The sequence below is a fragment of the Rhizobium sp. Leaf306 genome, assembly GCF_001423425.1.
GTDB lineage: Bacteria > Pseudomonadota > Alphaproteobacteria > Rhizobiales > Rhizobiaceae > Neorhizobium > Neorhizobium soli.
Genome location: NZ_LMNX01000001.1, coordinates 251,985 through 269,878 on the forward strand (window position 1 = coordinate 251,985; position 17,894 = coordinate 269,878).

At 61.7% G+C, this 17,894-nt stretch carries 23 protein-coding genes; 17 read left to right on the top strand and 6 right to left on the bottom strand.

Translation table 11 applies throughout. The annotated features are described in order from the left end of the window. Window positions 1-95 precede the first annotated feature (95 nt). From ASG19_RS01155 to ASG19_RS01165, 3 genes are all read left to right on the top strand, one after another. Window positions 96-1,211: a metallophosphoesterase gene (locus tag ASG19_RS01155; protein ID WP_062453362.1), complete on the top strand. Its 1,116-nt coding sequence runs from the start codon at window positions 96-98 to the stop codon at window positions 1,209-1,211. Window positions 1,212-1,322: 111 nt separating this feature from the next. Continuing rightward, window positions 1,323-2,249, top strand: coding sequence for an EamA family transporter RarD (gene rarD, locus ASG19_RS01160; protein ID WP_062453363.1), 927 nt, complete (start codon window positions 1,323-1,325; stop codon window positions 2,247-2,249). Window positions 2,250-2,272: 23 nt separating this feature from the next. Continuing rightward, window positions 2,273-2,602 carry a DHCW motif cupin fold protein gene (locus ASG19_RS01165; protein ID WP_062453364.1) on the top strand — a complete coding sequence of 110 codons (330 nt, stop codon included), beginning with the start codon at window positions 2,273-2,275 and terminating at the stop codon, window positions 2,600-2,602. Between the two features lie 9 nt (window positions 2,603-2,611). Here ASG19_RS01165 and ASG19_RS01170 read toward each other — a convergent pair whose 3' ends face one another. Next, window positions 2,612-3,244 (bottom strand): LysE family translocator, encoded by a 633-nt coding sequence (locus ASG19_RS01170; RefSeq protein ID WP_062453365.1) that lies wholly within the window; start codon window positions 3,242-3,244, stop codon window positions 2,612-2,614. Window positions 3,245-3,285: 41 nt separating this feature from the next. Further along, complete coding sequence (locus ASG19_RS01175; RefSeq protein WP_062454748.1) at window positions 3,286-3,906, bottom strand: TIGR00730 family Rossman fold protein; 621 nt, start codon at window positions 3,904-3,906, stop codon at window positions 3,286-3,288. Window positions 3,907-4,062: 156 nt separating this feature from the next. Between ASG19_RS01175 and ASG19_RS01180 the strand changes: the two genes are divergently transcribed. Beyond that, a complete protein-coding gene (locus ASG19_RS01180; protein WP_062453366.1) occupies window positions 4,063-5,970 on the top strand; it encodes a LysM peptidoglycan-binding domain-containing protein in 1,908 nt (635 codons plus the stop codon). Window positions 5,971-6,130: 160 nt separating this feature from the next. Here ASG19_RS01180 and ASG19_RS01185 read toward each other — a convergent pair whose 3' ends face one another. After that, complete coding sequence (locus tag ASG19_RS01185) at window positions 6,131-6,355, bottom strand: hypothetical protein (protein ID WP_062453367.1); 225 nt, start codon at window positions 6,353-6,355, stop codon at window positions 6,131-6,133. Between the two features lie 200 nt (window positions 6,356-6,555). Here ASG19_RS01185 and ASG19_RS01190 point away from each other — a divergent pair, with 200 nt between their 5' ends. From ASG19_RS01190 to ASG19_RS24160, 5 genes are all read left to right on the top strand, one after another. Further along, window positions 6,556-8,457, top strand: a complete 1,902-nt coding sequence (locus ASG19_RS01190; RefSeq protein WP_062453368.1) for an ABC transporter ATP-binding protein/permease — start codon at window positions 6,556-6,558, stop codon at window positions 8,455-8,457. Window positions 8,458-8,483: 26 nt separating this feature from the next. Beyond that, complete coding sequence (locus tag ASG19_RS23755; protein ID WP_156461813.1) at window positions 8,484-8,624, top strand: hypothetical protein; 141 nt, start codon at window positions 8,484-8,486, stop codon at window positions 8,622-8,624. 245 nt (window positions 8,625-8,869) lie between these two features. Beyond that, window positions 8,870-9,571, top strand: a complete 702-nt coding sequence (locus tag ASG19_RS01195) for a phosphatidylserine decarboxylase (protein WP_199864750.1) — start codon at window positions 8,870-8,872, stop codon at window positions 9,569-9,571. Between the two features lie 22 nt (window positions 9,572-9,593). Next, window positions 9,594-10,412 (top strand): phosphatidylcholine/phosphatidylserine synthase, encoded by an 819-nt coding sequence (locus tag ASG19_RS01200; RefSeq protein ID WP_062453369.1) that lies wholly within the window; start codon window positions 9,594-9,596, stop codon window positions 10,410-10,412. 189 nt (window positions 10,413-10,601) lie between these two features. Then, window positions 10,602-10,739, top strand: coding sequence for a hypothetical protein (locus ASG19_RS24160; RefSeq protein WP_192076685.1), 138 nt, complete (start codon window positions 10,602-10,604; stop codon window positions 10,737-10,739). A gap of 6 nt (window positions 10,740-10,745) precedes the next feature. Here ASG19_RS24160 and ASG19_RS01205 read toward each other — a convergent pair whose 3' ends face one another. From ASG19_RS01205 to ASG19_RS01215, 3 genes are read right to left on the bottom strand one after another with little or no spacing between them, the layout of a single operon-like run. Next, entirely contained in the window at window positions 10,746-11,369 is a 624-nt protein-coding gene (locus ASG19_RS01205) for a LysE/ArgO family amino acid transporter (RefSeq protein WP_062453370.1), read from the bottom strand. A 59-nt stretch (window positions 11,370-11,428) separates the two neighbouring features. Further along, complete coding sequence (locus ASG19_RS01210; RefSeq protein ID WP_062453371.1) at window positions 11,429-12,193, bottom strand: SOS response-associated peptidase; 765 nt, start codon at window positions 12,191-12,193, stop codon at window positions 11,429-11,431. 41 nt (window positions 12,194-12,234) lie between these two features. Next, on the bottom strand, window positions 12,235-12,561 hold the full coding sequence (locus ASG19_RS01215; RefSeq protein WP_062453372.1) for a YnfA family protein: 327 nt from the start codon (window positions 12,559-12,561) through the stop codon (window positions 12,235-12,237). 150 nt (window positions 12,562-12,711) lie between these two features. Between ASG19_RS01215 and ASG19_RS01220 the strand changes: the two genes are divergently transcribed. From ASG19_RS01220 to ASG19_RS01255, 8 genes are all read left to right on the top strand, one after another. Continuing rightward, window positions 12,712-13,137, top strand: a complete 426-nt coding sequence (locus tag ASG19_RS01220) for an NUDIX hydrolase (RefSeq protein WP_062453373.1) — start codon at window positions 12,712-12,714, stop codon at window positions 13,135-13,137. 8 nt (window positions 13,138-13,145) lie between these two features. After that, a complete protein-coding gene (locus tag ASG19_RS01225) occupies window positions 13,146-13,616 on the top strand; it encodes a TIGR02301 family protein (protein ID WP_244476053.1) in 471 nt (156 codons plus the stop codon). 103 nt (window positions 13,617-13,719) lie between these two features. Further along, window positions 13,720-13,977, top strand: coding sequence for a hypothetical protein (locus ASG19_RS01230; protein WP_062453374.1), 258 nt, complete (start codon window positions 13,720-13,722; stop codon window positions 13,975-13,977). 70 nt (window positions 13,978-14,047) lie between these two features. Next, window positions 14,048-14,767, top strand: coding sequence for a hypothetical protein (locus ASG19_RS01235; RefSeq protein ID WP_139283844.1), 720 nt, complete (start codon window positions 14,048-14,050; stop codon window positions 14,765-14,767). Window positions 14,768-14,871: 104 nt separating this feature from the next. Continuing rightward, window positions 14,872-15,723, top strand: coding sequence for a folate-binding protein YgfZ (locus ASG19_RS01240; protein ID WP_062453376.1), 852 nt, complete (start codon window positions 14,872-14,874; stop codon window positions 15,721-15,723). Continuing rightward, on the top strand, window positions 15,720-16,331 hold the full coding sequence (locus ASG19_RS01245; protein ID WP_062453377.1) for an HD family hydrolase: 612 nt from the start codon (window positions 15,720-15,722) through the stop codon (window positions 16,329-16,331). The genes ASG19_RS01240 and ASG19_RS01245 overlap by 4 nt, the downstream gene beginning before the upstream one ends. Next, window positions 16,328-16,873, top strand: coding sequence for a tyrosine phosphatase family protein (locus ASG19_RS01250; RefSeq protein ID WP_062453378.1), 546 nt, complete (start codon window positions 16,328-16,330; stop codon window positions 16,871-16,873). The genes ASG19_RS01245 and ASG19_RS01250 overlap by 4 nt, the downstream gene beginning before the upstream one ends. Window positions 16,874-16,971: 98 nt before the next feature. Beyond that, window positions 16,972-17,820, top strand: coding sequence for a mechanosensitive ion channel domain-containing protein (locus ASG19_RS01255; protein ID WP_062453379.1), 849 nt, complete (start codon window positions 16,972-16,974; stop codon window positions 17,818-17,820). Window positions 17,821-17,894 lie beyond the last annotated feature (74 nt).

Consider the following 17,894-nt stretch of genomic DNA (forward strand, 5'->3'; position numbering starts at 1 on the left):
CAACATCCCGTTATGCCGGTTGAGATTAACCGCCGGCCGGCACAGTTAGGGGCTCCCTGTCCTATCCCATCCTCCTGAAGCCGAGCCTCATCGACGTGTTTCATCTCGCCAAAGCCCTTCTGTGCCTCTACGTCGTCCTCCGCTTCCTTCTGCCGCTGCCTTGGCCCCGCTGGGCGAAGGGAACGATCGCGGTCGTGCTGATGGTGGTGTTCCAGCACAGCCTGATCAGCCGGATTGTGTTTGGCACGATGTTTTCGCCTGAAGTGCCGCGGATGACGATGATCGTCGTCAACTGGATGGCGGGCACGATCCTGTTGCTTGGCATATTTCAGCTGGCGCTCGATCTGGTCGCGCTTGTCACGGCAGCCCTTCGACGTCGGCGGATCAGAATACCGGTCGGGCTGCGCTACGGGATCGGCGCAGCTGCCATGTCGCTTGCAGCTTTTGCCGTCAACCAGGCGATCCGGGTGCCGCCGGTCAAGGAAGTGGAGATCCGCATCCCCAACCTGCCAGCGCAGTTTGATGGCTACCGGTTGATCCAGCTGACGGATCTTCACATCAGCCGCCTGTTTCAGGCGCCCTGGGTCGAAGAGACGGTAGCCAAGGCCAATGCCCAGAATGCCGACCTCATCGTCATCACCGGCGACCTGATCGATGGCGATCTGCAGGCCCGCAATCTGGATGTTGCCCCGCTTGCCAAACTGCGCGCTCCGGACGGCGTCTTCACCATTCCGGGCAATCACGAATATTACTTCGGCCATGACGACTGGATGCGGCAATACGAGACGCTTGGCCTTCGCACCATTTCCAACGGCCATGTCGTTCTGTCGCGCGGCGGTGCGCAGATGGTGCTGGCCGGCGTCAACGATCTCAACGCCACGCGGTTCGGTCTGGAAGGCCCTGACGTCGGCAAGGCGCTATCAGGTGCGCCGGCTGATGTTCCGGTCATCCTCCTCAACCACCAGCCACGCGATGCGAAGCTTTCGGCGGATGCCGGGGCCGATCTGCAGCTGTCCGGCCATACCCATGGCGGCATGATCTGGGGGTTCGATCGCCTTATCGCCCGCTTCAACAACGGCTTCGTGTCCGGCCTCTACGACGTCGATCAGATGTCGCTCTATGTCAATAACGGTACGGCCCTGTGGATCGGTTTTGCGCTGAGGCTCGGCGTGCCCTCCGAACTGACCGTGATCACGCTGAGGCCGAACTGAAGGCTGTATCGGTCGCGCCACTGATCCATGCTTCACAGAAATGAATTGGCCGGGGGCTCTGCCTTGGTGTATCCCGCCAGCCAACGATAACAAATTGCCGGAAACGCCCTGATGGCCACCGATACCGTTCCCGTCGCCGCACAACCCGCGGGAGCGAAGAACGAGGACACGCCGCGCGGCTTTGCCTTCGGCATCACCGCCTATCTCCTGTGGGGCGTCCTTCCCTTCTACCTGAAAGCGGTCGCGCATCTTCCGGCGCTGGAAGTGCTGGCGCACCGCGCCATCTGGTCGGTGCCGATCGCCGGCCTCGTGCTGATCATTCTCGGACGCACCGGGGATGTAAAGACCGCGATCCGGACGCCGCGCATGCTCGGCATGGCCTGCGTCACCGCCGCCTTCATCACCGCCAACTGGGGTATCTATGTCTGGGCGGTCTCGAACGGTCATGCGATCGATGCCGCGCTCGGCTATTTCATCAATCCGCTGTTCAGTATCCTCATGGCAGCGCTGGTGCTGAAGGAAAAGCTTTTGCCGATGCAGAAGGCGGCGATCGGGCTTGCCGTGGTCGGTGTCGCAATCCTCACCTGGGGTTCGGGCGGACTGCCGTGGGTGTCGCTGGCGCTGACATTTACCTGGGGTTTTTATGCCCTCTTCCGCAAGACGCTGCCGATCGGTCCGAACCAGGGGTTTTTCCTCGAAGTGCTGCTGATCAGCATTCCGATGCTGCCCTACCTCATCTGGCTGGAAGCGACGGGCCAGGGCCATTTCCTGAACGGTGTCGGCTACGATGCGGCCCTGCTTGCCTTTGCCGGTATAGCGACAGCCGTGCCGCTGATGATCTATGCCAATGCCACCAAGCTGCTGAAGCTGTCGACCATCGGCATCATGCAGTATATCGCACCGACAATGATCTTTCTGACCGCTGTGTTTATCTTCAAGGAGCCGTTGAGCGGCATCAAGCTCACCGCCTTCGTGTTCATCTGGTCGGCACTTGCCGTCTATACGCTGGCGATGCTGCGGGACCTTCGCAGCCGCTGACCGCCCATCAGGAGATTTCGTTCATGCAGATGTCAGATATCCCCTTCGGCACGACGGACTGGTCGCAGATTGAGCCGACCGTCCACAAGGGTGACACCGGACACTCGACCTGGCGCACCCGCCATTTCGGACCAATCCGGGTGCGGATGGTGGAGCATTCGCCGGGCTATCTCGCCGACCACTGGTGCGAGAAGGGCCATATCCTGCTGTGCCTCGAAGGCAAGATGACGACCGAACTTGCCGACGGACGCGTCTTCGTGCTGAAGCCCGGGATGAGCTATCAAGTGGCCGACAGTGCCGAACCGCACCGGTCCTCGACGACACTGGGCGCCAAGCTCTTCATCGTTGACTGAGGCTCGTCTCTAGCTTCTCTGCAGCGCGAGATGCGCGCCGAGACCGACCAGGATGGTCCCGCCTGCCCGCTGGGCAAGCTTCTGCGCCGTGCTCGATCGGTTGAGCCGTGCCATCACCAGGCCGGCAAGGGCAACAGCGAAAACATCGGCGATCGTGAAGATGATGCTGACGGCCAATCCCAGAACCACGAATTGAAGCCAGACCGGAAAGCTGGCCGCGCTGTCGATGAACTGCGGCAGGAAGGCCAGGAAGAAGATCGCGGTCTTCGGGTTGAGAACCTCGACGACGATGCTTTCGGCAAACGCCTTTCGGGCAGATCTCGGCGTCTCCGCCTGCAGATCGCCTGAACCCGCAGCCTTCGCGCGAAACAGGGAAATGCCAAGCCAGATCAGGTAGATCGCGCCTGCAAGCTTCACCAGCGCATAAACTACTGGGACGGCGTGAAAGAGAACCGAGAGCCCGGTAGCTGCCGCAACGATATGCGCGTAGGATCCGAGATGGACGCCGAGCACGGCCATCATGCCCGCCTTGCGGCCGGCAGCGATCGTGCGGGCCGCTACGTAAAGCATCGCGGGTCCCGGAATGAAGGCGAAGATGGACGTCGTCACGAGGAAGGCGAACAGGATATTCCAGTCTGGCATGCGGTGCTCCTGCTCCCTACCCGTGGCGAAAGCCTGAAACCCTAGAGTTTCGAAATGACGGCGGCTTCGCCCTTTGACGCGGCCTGCTGTTCGTCGCGGTCGAGAATGGCCGGCACGATGTCATCGACTTCGGCGATGACCAGCGGCTGTACCAGATGCGCCCGGTGGATGAAGCCTTCCTCGCGCATGTGGGTGACGAGCGACAGCATCGGATCCCAGAAGCCGCCGATATTGGCAAACACCATCGGCTTCTCATGACGGCCGAGCTGGCCCCAGGTCATGATCTCGACGATCTCTTCCAGAGTGCCGATGCCGCCCGGCAGGGTGACGAAGGCATCGGAGCGTTCGAACATCTTGTGCTTGCGCTCATGCATGTCCTTGGTGACGATCAGTTCATCAAGCTGGCCGAGCGAATGGCGGGTTGCCTCCATATCGACAAGAAAGTCCGGGATGATGCCGGTGACCTTGCCGCCATGCGCCAGAACACCTGCGGCAACCGCACCCATGATGCCCTTGGTGCCGCCGCCATAGACCAGCCTGAGATCATGGGCTGCAATGGATTTTCCGAGCGCGCGGCCGGCCTGGATATAGGCGGGATCGCGTCCCGGCTGGGAGCCGCAGTAAACGCAGATGGATTGTATTGGCACAGTTTTCTCCGTCAGGCACTTCAAAGAGTTGGCACGCGACGCACCAACCATGAGATTTGGCTGGAAATACTGCGCAGAGCAAGGCTGAAACACTGGAAAAGCTTGTTATGACTAGAGGAAACGGATAATCCGGAAAGACGATGGGGGGTCCATCGGGAAAAGGCTTTGCTCATGAAAAACCGCGCCGGTTGGCTCGCTCTGGTCGTACTCGCCATCGCATCGCTGCTGATGGTCTTTTTCGTGCTGCCGCGGATCAATCATGATTCCAAACCGCTCGGCGATGCGATCAACGCTGCCGGCGATGCGGTCAAGGACGCGGTCGAGAGCACCAAGCAGGCGGTGAAGCCGACAGACGCACCGAATTCCCCGGACGCGCCGAAGCCGCAGGAGCAGGCATCTGTGCCCGCGACGACGCCGGCCGCTCCCGTATCTCCCCCGGCAACCCCTTCCGCTCCGGCAGCGCCCTCCGCTCCGGCCGCACCCGCAGTAACAGCTGCACCGAGCGCGGAAAGCCCGGTCACCGCCCAGCCGAACGCTGCCCAGACGCCAGCCAAGCCCGCCTTTGACGTGCTGCGCGTCGAGCCCGACGGTTCGGCCGTGATTGCCGGCCGCGCGCTGCCCAATTCGACACTCGAAATCTCCAGTGGCAACTCGGTCGTCGCCAAGATCGACGTCGGCCCGAGCGGCGATTTTGCAGCCGTTCTCGACAAGCCTTTGCCGCCGGGCGATCACCAGCTGGTTCTCAAAGCCACCGGCAAGGACGGCAAGACGGTCGTCTCGGACGAGACCGCGACGGTCTCCGTACCCAGCGATCCGAAGACCGGCAAGCTGCTTGCCATGGTGACGACGCCGGGCAAAGCGAGCCGGGTCATCGCGACGCCGAACGCGTCTGCGCCTGCCGTACCAAATGCCGCGACATCACCGACACCCCCTGCCCCTGCCCCTGGCGCTGCGCCGTCCACTGCAGGCCAGACGGCTGCGGGTCAGTCTCAGACGCCAGCCGTCACTCCGGCCTTGCCGCAGGCATCGTCGCAGATCGCATCCAGCGCGCCAAACGTCTCTGCTCCGTCCTCGACCGCGGCTCCCGACGCGACGCCTGCTCCGGTTGGAACACCGGATTTGCAGATCACCGCCGTCGAGCTTGAAGGCTCGAAAATCTTTATCGCCGGCATCGCCCGCTCGGGTGTCACGGTGCGCGGTCTTGTCGACGGCGAGCCCGTCGGCCAGTCGCGCGCAGGCGGCAACGGCCATTTCGTCATCGAGGGCAACACGCAGCTTTCGGTCGGTGATCACCGGATCAGCGTCGAGGCACTGAACGGTGCCGGCCAGCGCACCGTCATGGTCGAGGTTCCGTTCAACCGTCCGGCCGGCGAACAGGTGGCGGCAGTCGCAGCCCCCGCAGTTTCAAGCCCGATGTCGACGATCGATGGCGGCGCCTTCGAGAAGCTTCGCAACGAAGTGGTACGCGCCTTCAACCTGCTGCAGAACCTCTACGCCGACGGCAAGGTGCCGAGCGGCGAACAGATGGCGGCGGCACGTTCGTCTACATCAATCACGCTCAAGTCTTTGACCGAATACCGCCTGCCGGCCGACGCTTCCGTTTCCGCCCGCTCCGTTGCCGACAATGCCGCCAAGGATGCAGCGTCAGCACTTGCCGCACTCGACAAGGTTCCAAACGACGTTGCCGCCGTTGGCGCAGCCCTCAAGGACCTCGGCGCCTTGATCGCCCGCGCCGTCGGGCCCGCCATGGCACGGCAGATGGATGGTGGCAACGAACAGGAGATGGCCGGCACGCCGGCGGCTCCCGCCACAGGCGTTGACGGCACAAAGACGTTCCAGCAGGCACCACTGACGCAAAGCGAACGCAACTCGGTGATCATCCGACGTGGCGATACGCTGTGGCAGATTTCGCGCCGGATGTATGGCCAGGGCGTGCGCTACACGACGATCTACCTCGCCAACGAGGATCAGATCCGCAACCCCGACATCATCCAGCCCGGCCAGATCTTCGGCGTACCGGAGGAGTTCCGGCCGGATTCGGAAGAGCTGCACCGCGAACGGATCCAGCATCGCAAATAATGACGCGGCTCCAAGGCATCTGAAAAACGACTTAAAGCCGCAGGGCCAATGCTTCGGGTTCCCCAATCTCCACATTCCTGTGCTCGTCACGGGAAGGCGGGAGGTTGAGCCTCACGTCGCGGCGGCGGCTATCGGTGCAACACTCTGCAGAAAAACAGACTTACGACCGATCGCCGATCATCAGTTGCGACGGCGTGACTGCCAGTGAATGGGCGGCAACGTGCAGTGAAAGACTGTTGCGCTCGACAAGTGCTGTGACCGTTTCCAGTATATTCAGATGCGGTACATGCTTGACCACCGTATAGGCAGTGAAAGCCGCGCCGGCCGAGGCTCCCCACAGAAGAGTGCTCAGGGCAGTCGCAACGGCAATCGTCTTGAAGCGCATGATATTCCTCCCAATGCGAGCTTCCCTCGAATAGCCAGACCTCCTCCGCCTCGCAATTCGGACTTATACACTCCGTAGTCATACCTACTTTCGACCGATGAGGCCAGATGAGGTTTCATGCGAGTTTCATTTGCAACATGGCCCTGCGCAGCCTATTTGCCGGGAAGGCGTTTCTTCGCCCTCAGATTCAGGTAAAATCCATGGCAGCAAAAAAGAAGACCGTATCTGCGGATAGCGGCAATCCCTTCAGCACACTCGTCAACCTGTGGCCCTATATGTGGCCGGTCGGACGCGCGGATCTGAAAGCGCGCGTCATCTGGGCGACGGTGTTTCTGCTGCTGGCAAAGCTGGTGCTGATCTCTGTCCCCTATTTCTTCAAGTGGGCGACGGATGCGCTAAACGGCAAGCTCGACATGGCGGGCATCCTGCCGGTCTTTCTGCTGGGCGCCGTCGTGCTGGTCGTCGCCTACAACTTTACCCGCATCCTGCAGGTGGGTCTGAACCAGCTGCGTGACGCGCTGTTTGCCTCGGTCGGCCAGCACGCGGTGCGCCAGCTTGCCTACAAGACCTTCGTGCACATGCATCAGCTTTCGCTGCGCTTCCATCTCGAACGCAAGACCGGCGGCCTGTCGCGCATTATCGAACGCGGCACGAAGGGCATCGAAACGATCGTTCGTTTCACCATCCTCAATTCGGTGCCGACGGTGATCGAATTCCTGCTGACGGCGATCATATTCTGGGCCGCCTACGGGTTCGCCTACCTCGCCGTCACGGCTGTTACGGTTGCCGCCTATATCTGGTTCACGATCAAGGCCAGCGACTGGCGCATCTCCATCCGCCGGACGATGAACGACAACGATACCGAGGCGAACACAAAAGCCATCGATTCGCTTCTGAACTTCGAGACGGTGAAATATTTCGGCAACGAGGACATGGAAGCAAAGCGCTTCGATTCCTCCATGGAGCGCTATGAAAAGGCGGCGACCGACGTCTGGACCTCGCTCGGATGGCTGAACTTCGGCCAGGGCGTGATCTTCGGGCTGGGACAGGCCGTGATCATGATCATGTCGGCGCTTGCAGTGCAGCGCGGCGACCAGACGATTGGCGATTTCGTGTTCGTCAACGCGCTGCTGATGCAGCTCGCGGTTCCGCTTAACTTCATCGGCTTCGTCTACCGCGAAATCCGCCAGGGGCTGACCGATATCGAGCAGATGTTCGACCTTCTGGAAGTCGAAGCAGAAGTCGTGGACCGGCCGGACGCGAAGGATCTTGTCATCGGACAGGGACCTGAAAAAGGCGCCATCGCCTTTCGCGACGTGCAGTTCTCCTATGATCCGGCACGACCGATCCTTAAAGGCATCTCCTTCGACGTGCCAGCTGGAAAGACGGTGGCGATCGTCGGCCCTTCGGGTGCTGGCAAATCCACCATTTCGCGCCTGCTCTATCGCTTCTACGATATCCAGAGCGGATCGATCACCATCGACGGCCAGGATGTGCGCAACGTGACGCAGAAGTCGCTTCGCTCGGCCATCGGCATGGTGCCGCAGGATACGGTCCTGTTCAACGACACGGTCGTCTACAACATCCGCTACGGCCGGCCGGGTGCCTCGGATACCGAAGTCCAGGCGGCGGCCGAGATCGCTCAGATCGACCGGTTCATCAAGGCTCTGCCGGATGGTTATGAGACAAAGGTCGGCGAACGCGGGCTGAAACTCTCGGGCGGCGAAAAGCAGCGCGTGGCGATTGCCCGCACGGTTTTGAAGAGCCCGCCGATCCTCATTCTCGACGAGGCGACCTCGGCGCTCGATACGACGACCGAGCACGAGATCCAGTCCGCACTCGATCTCGTTTCGAAGAACCGGACGACGCTTGTCATCGCCCACCGCCTCTCGACGGTTATCAATGCCGACGAGATCATCGTTCTGCGCGACGGCCAGATTGCCGAGCGCGGCACCCATTCGGGGCTGCTGCAGCAGGAAGGCCTCTACGCCTCGATGTGGAACCGTCAGCGCGAGGCGACGGAAGCGGAAGAGCAGTTGAAGAAGGTGCGCGAAAACGACGATCTCGGCATCGTCCGTCGCGGCGCACCTGCTGCTGAGTAACGGCAGCAGAATAACAGGAGAACAGCATGAGACGATATACGAACAGGCGGATGCTGGTACTCGGCGGTATCGCCATCATCTATATGCTGGTGCTGGTCTTCTACGGCTCGCCTCTGCTCGCCTTCTCGACCTGGATGGGCTGGGTAGACCCTGAGGCGGTTCGCTGAGGCGAAGATTTCTGTGGCAATGCACCGCGTCTGCGAGTGTCAGAAGACGAGGATGGGCCTTTGGGAAACTGACGCGTCAGGGATAAACCGCGTTAAAGCAGAGGTCGCTGAGCGCTTCAAACGGTGTATTCCGTCAATTATACCGGGAAGTTGTATGACGTCACGGGCGCATCGACGGAACCGGATTGCCGCAAATAGGGTTTTTCTATAGGCAGGCAGCACAGACCATTGAGGAGAACCAAGGGTTGATCAATCTTTTCGACACCATCCGCAACACGCTCGTGCCGATCCACAAGGAAGGCTACGTTTTCGTCGTCATCTTTTTCGTCGTCTCGCTGATCCTCGGCTACTTCGCCGAGCCGCTGTTCTGGATCGGCCTGGTGCTGACGCTCTGGTGCGCCTACTTCTTCCGCGATCCGGAACGGGTCGTACCGCAGGATGACGATCTCGTCATCAGCCCTGCCGACGGCCGCGTCAGCCATGTTGCTCTGGTCGTGCCGCCGGCCGAACTGGATCTCGGCATCGAGCCGATGCTGCGCATCTCGGTCTTCATGAACGTGTTCGACTGCCACATCAACCGCGCCCCTGTTCGGGGCCAGGTGACACGCATCGAGTACCGCGAAGGGCAGTTCGTCAACGCGGAACTCGACAAGGCGTCCAGCGACAACGAGCGCAACGGGCTTGTCATCGACACCCCACACGGCCGCGTCGGCGTTGTACAGATCGCCGGTCTTGTGGCACGCCGCATCGTCTGCTGGGTCAAGCCAAACGAGCCGGTTAGCGCCGGTGAGCGCTTCGGCCTGATCCGCTTCGGTTCGCGCCTTGACGTCTTCGTTCCGGCCGGTGGCCAGGCGCGCGTCGTGGTTGGCCAGAGAGCGGTCGGCGGCGAAACCGTATTGGCCGAATTCGGCTCCACCAAGGGACCGACCATCGGCCGTCGTGCCTAACTAAACGCAAGGAGATCATCTGATGGAGACGCCCGTCTCGCCGCCGGAACAGAACCATACGACCGACGAGGCCCGTGGGCCGCGCCTGCGCGAGATCCCGGTCCGCCTGATGATCCCCAACCTGATCACGGTGCTGGCGATCTGCGCCGGCCTCACCGGGATCAGACTTGCCTTCGAGGGACGGTTCGAGCTCGCTGTCGCGATGGTGCTGCTGGCAGCCTTCCTCGACGGGATCGATGGTCGGATCGCACGGCTTCTGAAGGCAACGTCGAAATTCGGCGTGCAGATGGATTCGCTCGCCGACATCATCAATTTCGGCGTTGCGCCCGTCCTCGTCTCCTATGCGTTTCTGCTGGACGGAGCGAAATCCTTTGGCTGGATAGCTGCACTTCTCTATGCGATCGCGGCTGGCCTGCGGCTTGCCCGGTTCAACGTGATGGAAGACCGCGGCATCAAGGCTCCCTGGCAGTCGGAGTTTTTTGTGGGCGTTCCGGCGCCCATGGGTGCGCTTCTGGTGCTTCTGCCGGTCTATCTCGGCTTTCTCGGCGTCGAACAGACGAAGTTCTTCGTGTATGCCAGCGTTCTCTACACGCTGTTGATCGGCTTCTTGTTGGTCTCGCGTCTGCCGGTCTGGTCGGGCAAGTCGGGCCGCATCCGCCGTGACTTGATGCTGCCGATCATGCTTGTGGCCGTTCTCTATGTCGGCCTCTTGATGAGCTACACCTGGGAAATCCTAGCAATCACCGCGATTGCCTATCTCTGTGTTCTGCCGTTTTCTGCCCGTGCGTGGAAAAAGCGTTATGGCACGATCACCATCGAGGACGAGCGCACGCACGTCTGATCGTCCTGCCCTTGCGACTGATGCTGCGGCGCACACGAATTGTTGCGTCGCAGCCCCAGCTTGCGGCAAGTTGGCGCGTCCATTCTTTCTCTATCGCATCGTCAAGCCGCAGCCATGATTCCGCCCGGATTGGCGGCGAAATGCGCCGGCCCGCCCTTGAGCGGAACAGAGATTCGTGAGGAGACAGACGTGAGCAGCGAAACCAACAAAACCAACATCGAGACCAAACCGGACCTCTCCAGCCACTACCGTCCGCTCGGCCTCAAAGCCGTTGCTGCTGCGGCGATGATGCTGAAGCGCAAGCCAGCGCTCAGCCCGGCTCGCTGATCCGTCTCAGGCGCCGCGCAGGAAGCTTATGAGAAGCCCGAGCGCGAGCAACCCCATGACAACGCCGATCAGGCCATCCAGCACCCGCCACGCGGCGGGTCTGGCAAATAGCGGCGCCAAATAGCGGGCGCCGTAGCCGAGGCCGAAGAACCAGGCGAAGGATGCGATCACCGCGCCCACGCCATAGGCTACCCTTTCCAGGCCTTGATAGGCCGCAGACAGGCTGCCGAGCAGCACGACCGTATCGAGATAGACATGCGGGTTTAGAAATGTGAAGGCGAGACAGGTCATCACCGCCGCCTTCAGTGCCATGCCCTCAGGCGCGCCGGCGACCATCGCACCGGGCTTTACCGCCCGCCGGAATGCCACGGCCGAATAGGTGGCGAGGAACAGCGCGCCGCCGAGCGTCACCACCGAGATCAGCAGAGGCGACTGCGACACGATCGTTCCAAGCCCGCCGACGCCCGCGGCAATCAGCAAGGCGTCGGATGCCGCACAGATCAGGCACAGCACGAAGACATGGCTGCGGATCAGCCCCTGGCGCAGGATAAACGCATTCTGAGCGCCGATCGCCACGATCAGCGAGCCGCCCAGCGCAAAGCCGGAAAAACCGGCGGATATCAGGTTCATGGGGAAATCCGTTCAGGACGTGATTCGATGGCTGGATGGTGTGACGCGGTCGGAACGGATCAAAACAGCGACATCTGGCCGCTGCTGCCGGATGCCTTTGGCGGCTTCTCCTGCGGCTGTGCCACCGCGACCGGTTTCTGCAGATCCTTGCCCATGTTGGACACCTTGTTGACCAGATCTGATACCGGAAACGCCTCGAAGAAATCGTCCTGTACCGGCCGCATCAGATCCGCCACGTGGCGTGGCTCACCGTTCTTGCAATCCAGCCAGCGATCGAAATCCTCCGGCGCGATGACGACGGGCATGCGGTCGTGGATCGGCCGCAGGGCGTGGTTGGCAGCCGTCGTCAGGATCGCCGCGGTATCGACTTCCGAGCCATCGGCAGATGCGTAGGTTTCCATCAGTCCCGCAAAGGCGATGACGCCACCATTCTTCGGGCGGATCCAGAAGGGCTGTGAAGGCAGTCCCGTTTCCTTCGGGGGCCGGCGCCATTCGTAGAAACCGGAGGCCGGAATGAGAACGCGGCGGTGACGCATGGCGGCCCGGAACGACGCCTTTTCGGCCGCCGTCTCGGAGCGCGCGTTGATCATCAGGGGAAAGTCCTTGATATCCTTGACCCAGCCCGGAATCAGGCCCCACCGGGCAAGTACGGTGCGACGCGGCGGAAGATTGCTGCCGGGCTTCACATGTTCGTTCTGCATGACGATCAGGATCGGCTGCGTCGGGGCAATATTGTAGCGGGCCGGGAAACCTTCCTCCCCCAGCGCCTGCATGACCTCCAGAATTTCCTCAGAAGTCGCCGTCAGGGCGTAGCGTCCGCACATACAAGATTAGATGGCACCGGGGTAGGCAGACGTCAAGCGGATCAGGCGCTGCGGGGACCGAAGAGAATGATCGCGCCGCCGAGGAGGCACACGGTGGTGCCGATCAAGTCCCAGCGGTCGGGCATCCGGTTCTCGACGCCAGCGAGCCAGAGGATGGAGGCCAGAATGTAGATCGATCCATAGGCGGCGTAGGTCCGCCCGGCCGCGTCGCTTGGCACGAAGCTCAGCACCCAGGCAAACAGCGCGAGCGACACCATACCCGGCACCAGCCACAGAGCCGGCTTTTCCAGCCGCCACCAGGCCCAGAAGGCAAAGCAGCCGGCGATCTCGAACAGGGCGGCAAGCGAGTAGAGGAGATAGGTTTTCATGCTGTCCAGCCGTTGAGGTTCACCGGCATGGTTCGGGCCGTGTCATGCCGTGAGAGAGGGTTTTTGCGCGCGACATGATATGTCCTTGATGGGCGGCTATTCCCGCCTACACTATCCTGACCTTATCGCTCTTCAAAGCTTCAGCAGTCCATGACAACAGCCACGCCCTCCCCGCAGGCCGCATCGTCGGCCATTCTCGAACGCGACGGCAAATTTCTGATGATCCGGCGATTGAACCCGCCCTCGGCCAATCTGTTTGCCTTTCCAGGGGGTCGGGCCGAGCCCGGCGAGACGCCATCGGAGACGGCGGTGCGGGAATTCTTCGAGGAGACCGGCATCGCTGTGCGCAATCCGACCCTGTTTGCCACCTACGACCTTAAGAAGGACAAGGACGACAACCGCCATTTCTCGCTCTCGGTGTTCCGTGTCGAAGCGGACCCCGAAGGAGAAGCGATTGCCGCCGACGATGCGGCCGATCCGGGATGGTATTCGGTTGAGGAGATCCGCAATCTTCCAGTGCCTGCGAGCGTGCTGGAATGCGCCGAAAGGCTGGCGGCGGAACTGAAACGCGGTTAGGAGTTCGTATGCACCGCCTGATGTCTTTCTTCACGTGTTCTCACCGATTCGCGATCGTTGCTGCGATCGCGCTGAGTTGTGCCGCCGCGCCGGCTGGCGCCCAGTCGCAGAAAGCTCCCGCGAAACAGGCGCCTTCAGCGACCACAGCAGCGCCACAGGCGGAAACCGAATCAAAACCGGCTCCGTATGATTCGCAGATGATGCGGCTTGCGGAAGTGCTGGGATCGGTCACTTATTTGCGGTCGCTTTGCGGTGCAACCAGTGACGATTGGCGCGGATCCATGCAGAAACTGCTGGATTCTGACACCGCCAGCGAGCCTAAACGGCGGGAACGCTTGACCGCCGCCTACAACCGCGGCTACCGCTCGTTTGCCGCGGTTCACACATCCTGCAATGAACCCGCACGCATGGCTGAGGAACTCTACCGTGCCGAAGGCGCAACACTTGCCGCCGAAATAGCCAGTCGCTACGGAAATTAGCGGTTTATTTACCTCTTTTGACCTCAAGCCGTGTCGTTTTGATAAAAGGCTGATAAAGTTCTTAATGGGTCAGTAATTAATACGGGTACCGAGGATCAAGAGTATGCAGACAGGCCGCAACGAAATCGATGACATGATCGTCCACGAGAAGATGCAGGCTGCGTTGGAATATCAGAATGAAGCCTGGGCCGATGGCCGTGCCGATGGCATCGAGGCTGAAATCATTGCTGATGTCGCGATGGCCTGCGCCATTCGCGAGACGATCCGCCTGCTGGGCGAAACCGGCGCCGAAGCGCTGCTGGATTCGCTGAAGAACCGCATGCTGGCCGGAGAGTTTTCGCCGGAACGGATCGTTCAGTAATCTCGCACATCCTTATCAGGCACAGGAAAAGCCGAGAATTCCCCTTCGGAAGGCGGCCGGAATGCACATTATGACAAATTTCAACGGTCTGCGTCTGGCGCTTGCCGCAACATGTTTTTGCGGCTTGCAGGTTATGGCACCGGCTTCCGCGCTGGCGCTGAGCACCACCGCGCAGGGTGAAACAGGCGGCAGCAAGCCATCGTCCGGCGTCATGCAGGCTTTCGAGGGTCCGCAAGTGCCGGCGACCGGGTCGGCTCAGGCCCCCGTAGCAGCGCCCGCTGCACCTGCCGCCGGCCAGCCAACGGCTGCGGCGACCGACACGATCCAGGCCGACATCATCCGCGACATGACCACGCTGCCTGAGCCTGTAAAGAAAATGCGCGCCGCCTTGATCGAGGCCGCAGCCTCCGGCGATATCGAACGGCTGAAGCCGCTGACCAATCCCGGCCCGAACCAGACCCAGGTGATGGACTATCAGGGCGACGATCCGGTCGGCGCGCTGAAGAACTTTTCCGGCGATCCAGACGGCCAGGAAATTCTGGCGATCGTCATGGACCTTCTCTCCGCCAGCGCCGTGAGGCTCGAGGCCGGGCAGCCGGAAGAGGTTTACGTCTGGCCGTATTTCGCCGGCAAGTCGATCTCTGCCCTCACCCCACCCGAGCGCGTCGAGCTGCTGCGGATCGTCACGGCTGGTGATATGATCGGCATGGAAGAAAACGACGCCTATAATTTCTACCGCATCGGCCTGTCGCCCGACGGCCAGTGGAAGTTCTTCACCGGCGGCGACTGACTCCTGCCGATCCGCTTGCGGCACCGCGACTGCACTTGTTCGCGCGATCGGGAGGGCTTACCTGTCGGGTTCGACCTTCCGGCTCAACAATCGGACCTTTCGCCATGCCTGCCGTCCATCTTCCTTCGCGCCAGCTGATCCGGGTTTCCGGTGTCGATGCACGCGATTTTCTCCACAGCCTGATCACGACAGATATCGAATCCCTGCCTGAACGGACGGCGCGTCCCGGCGCGCTTTTGACGCCGCAGGGCAAGATCCTGTTCGACTTCATGATCTCCCGTGACGGCGACGATTTCCTGATGGAGACCGATGCCGCCCAGCGTGACGCGCTGATGCGCCGTCTCACCATGTACAAGCTGCGGGCGGCCGTGACGATTGCAGCCGACGATGCCGATGGCGTGACGGTAGCCTGGGGCGACGGTTCGGTTACTGGTGCTGCGGATGCGGCGTTTGCCAAAGCCGGCGTGACTTTGTCGCGATATCCGGGAAAGCCCGAGGGCATCGCGATCGACGCGTCGGAAGCCGAGTACGAGACGCTGCGGGTCGCGTCCGGCATTCCGGCCTCCGGATTCGACTATGCCCTGCAGGATGCCTTTCCGCACGACGTTCTCCTCGACAGGACCGACGGGCTGTCGTTCCGCAAGGGTTGCTATGTCGGTCAGGAAGTCGTCTCTCGCATGCAGCACCGTGGCACGGCACGGCGGCGTGTCGCGCTCGTCACAAGCGAGACTCTCCTGCCCGTCTCAGGCACTGACATCATGGCCGGTAGCAAGCCGGTCGGCACGCTCGGATCTGTCTTGGGTGACAAGGGGCTTGCAATCGTGCGGATCGACCGGGTCGGCGATGCGATCGCCAATGGTATTCCCCTGACGGCGGGCGATGTGACCGTGGTTCTCTCGCTGCCGGAATGGACCGACCTGTCGTTCCCGACAGCGACGCAAGAGGCCGAGCCGTGAGCGGATCGAAATCCATGCGCGCCTGGCAGCGGATGCTTTCCGGCCGCCGGCTCGACCTGCTGGATCCCTCGCCGCTCGATGTCGAGATTGCCGATATCGCCCACGGGCTTGCCCGCGTTGCGCGCTGGAACGGCCAGACCAAAGGCGACCACGCGTTTTCGGTGGCGCAGCACAGCCTGATCGTCGAGCAGATCTTTTCTCGCACCAATCCCGATGCCTCCAGCGAGGCGATGGCGATGGCGCTGTTGCATGACGCACCCGAATACGTCATCGGCGACATGATCTCGCCCTTCAAGTCGGTGGTCGGCGGCGGTTACAAGGCGGTCGAATTGCGGCTCGAGGCTGCGATCCATATCCGCTTCGGCCTGCCGCCGCATCCGATCAAGGAGCTGAAGGTGATGATCAAGAAGGCCGACACCGTTGCCGCGTTTTTTGAAGCGACGGAGCTTGCCGGGTTTTCCGTCACCGAAGCCCAGAAATTCTTCGGCGTGCCGCGTGGCATAACCCGCGACATGCTGGAACTGAAGCCGATGCCGGCCCTCGATGCTCAGGCGCGCTTTCTCGAGCGCTTTCATGCGCTTGAAGCCGATCGCGGTGTGACGGCATGAGCCGGATCATCGTCTGTCCGCTCGACAAGATCGCCGAACTCTCGGTCCGCCACGGCGCCCGTGAAATGGTGAGCCTGATTGCCGAAAAGCAGGATTTCCACCGGCCTGCCGTGATTGCCGCCGCGCGCCACCTGAAGCTCAAGATGAACGATATCGGCTTTGCCGGCACCGGCACTCTGATTGCGCCGAGCGAGGCACATGTGGAGCAGCTGATCGCCTTCGCCAAAGACTGGGATCAGTCCGCGCCGCTCGTCGTGCATTGCTGGATGGGCGTGTCGCGGTCTCCGGCAGCGGCCGTCATTGCGTCGCTTTCACTTTATCCCGATCAGGACGAGGTCGAGCTCGCGACAAGGCTGCGCAAGGTCGCGCCGCATGCGACGCCGAATACAAGGCTGATTGAGATCGGCGACCGTCTTTTGCAGCGTGACGGACGGCTTGTGCAGGCGATCAAGCGGATCGGGCGCGGCGCTGAAATGGATGGTCGGGCCTCGTTCGTGCTGCCTGTTACGGCACAGGCCGAAATCGAAAACCGCGCGTCCTGATCCCCTGCGGCGGGTGAGAAACGTCGCTCCGTTTGCCTTGACCTGACAGTCACCCGCGCCAATTAGCCTCCTCTTTGCAGCAAAGGATCAGGCCCCGAATGGAACAGGCATCGGCTTTCGTCGTCGCAACTCGTACGGCACTCTCACAGCTCACAGCCCTCGGCATCCAGTATTCATTCTCGGTCATCGGCGCCATTCTTCTTCTGATCGTCGGATGGGCCGCCGCCCGCCTGCTCAGTCGCTGGGCGCACAACGGTCTGTCGCGGGTGAACGGCATCGACGCGACGCTGGCGCAGTTCTTTTCCAACATCATCCGCTACGCGGTGCTGATCATCGTCGTGGTGATGGTGCTCGGCCAGTTCGGCGTCCAGACGGCATCGGTCCTTGCGGCACTGGGCGCGATCGGCCTCGCGGTCGGTCTTGCCCTGCAGGGCACGTTGCAGAATATCGCAGCCGGCATCATGCTTCTGGTTCTGCGCCCGTTCCGCGTGGGCGAATCGATCGAAACCGGCAATGTGAGCGGCACGATCGTCGATGTCGGCCTGTTTGCAACCGAGCTTCGCACCGCCGAAGGCGTTTATCGCCTGGCGCCGAATTCGACGCTTTGGAACGTGCCGATCACCAACTATTCGCGCCTGCACACGCGCCGGCACGAGATCTCGGTGACGCTGTCGGCCGACCAGAGCCTCGACGAGGCCGAAGCCAAGCTCAAGTCGATCGCCAAGGCGGAAACGCGGGTGGAGAGCAACCCGGCACCGACCACCTATCTTGCGGATTTCGATGCCGGCAGCGCCAAGCTGACACTGCGCTACTGGATCAAGAGCGCCCAGTGGTGGGCGGTCAGCCGCGACATGACCAAGGCCGTCAAGCTTGCATTCGACAAAGTGGTCGAGGAAGAAGTGCCGGCCGATGCGCAGGACGACGGTCCGGCTTCATACACCCCATAACGGTATCGACGGGTAGATCGGCTTTTCTTTGCGGACCAATGGTATAACGTCCGCTGACCTTCTCAACCGAGCCC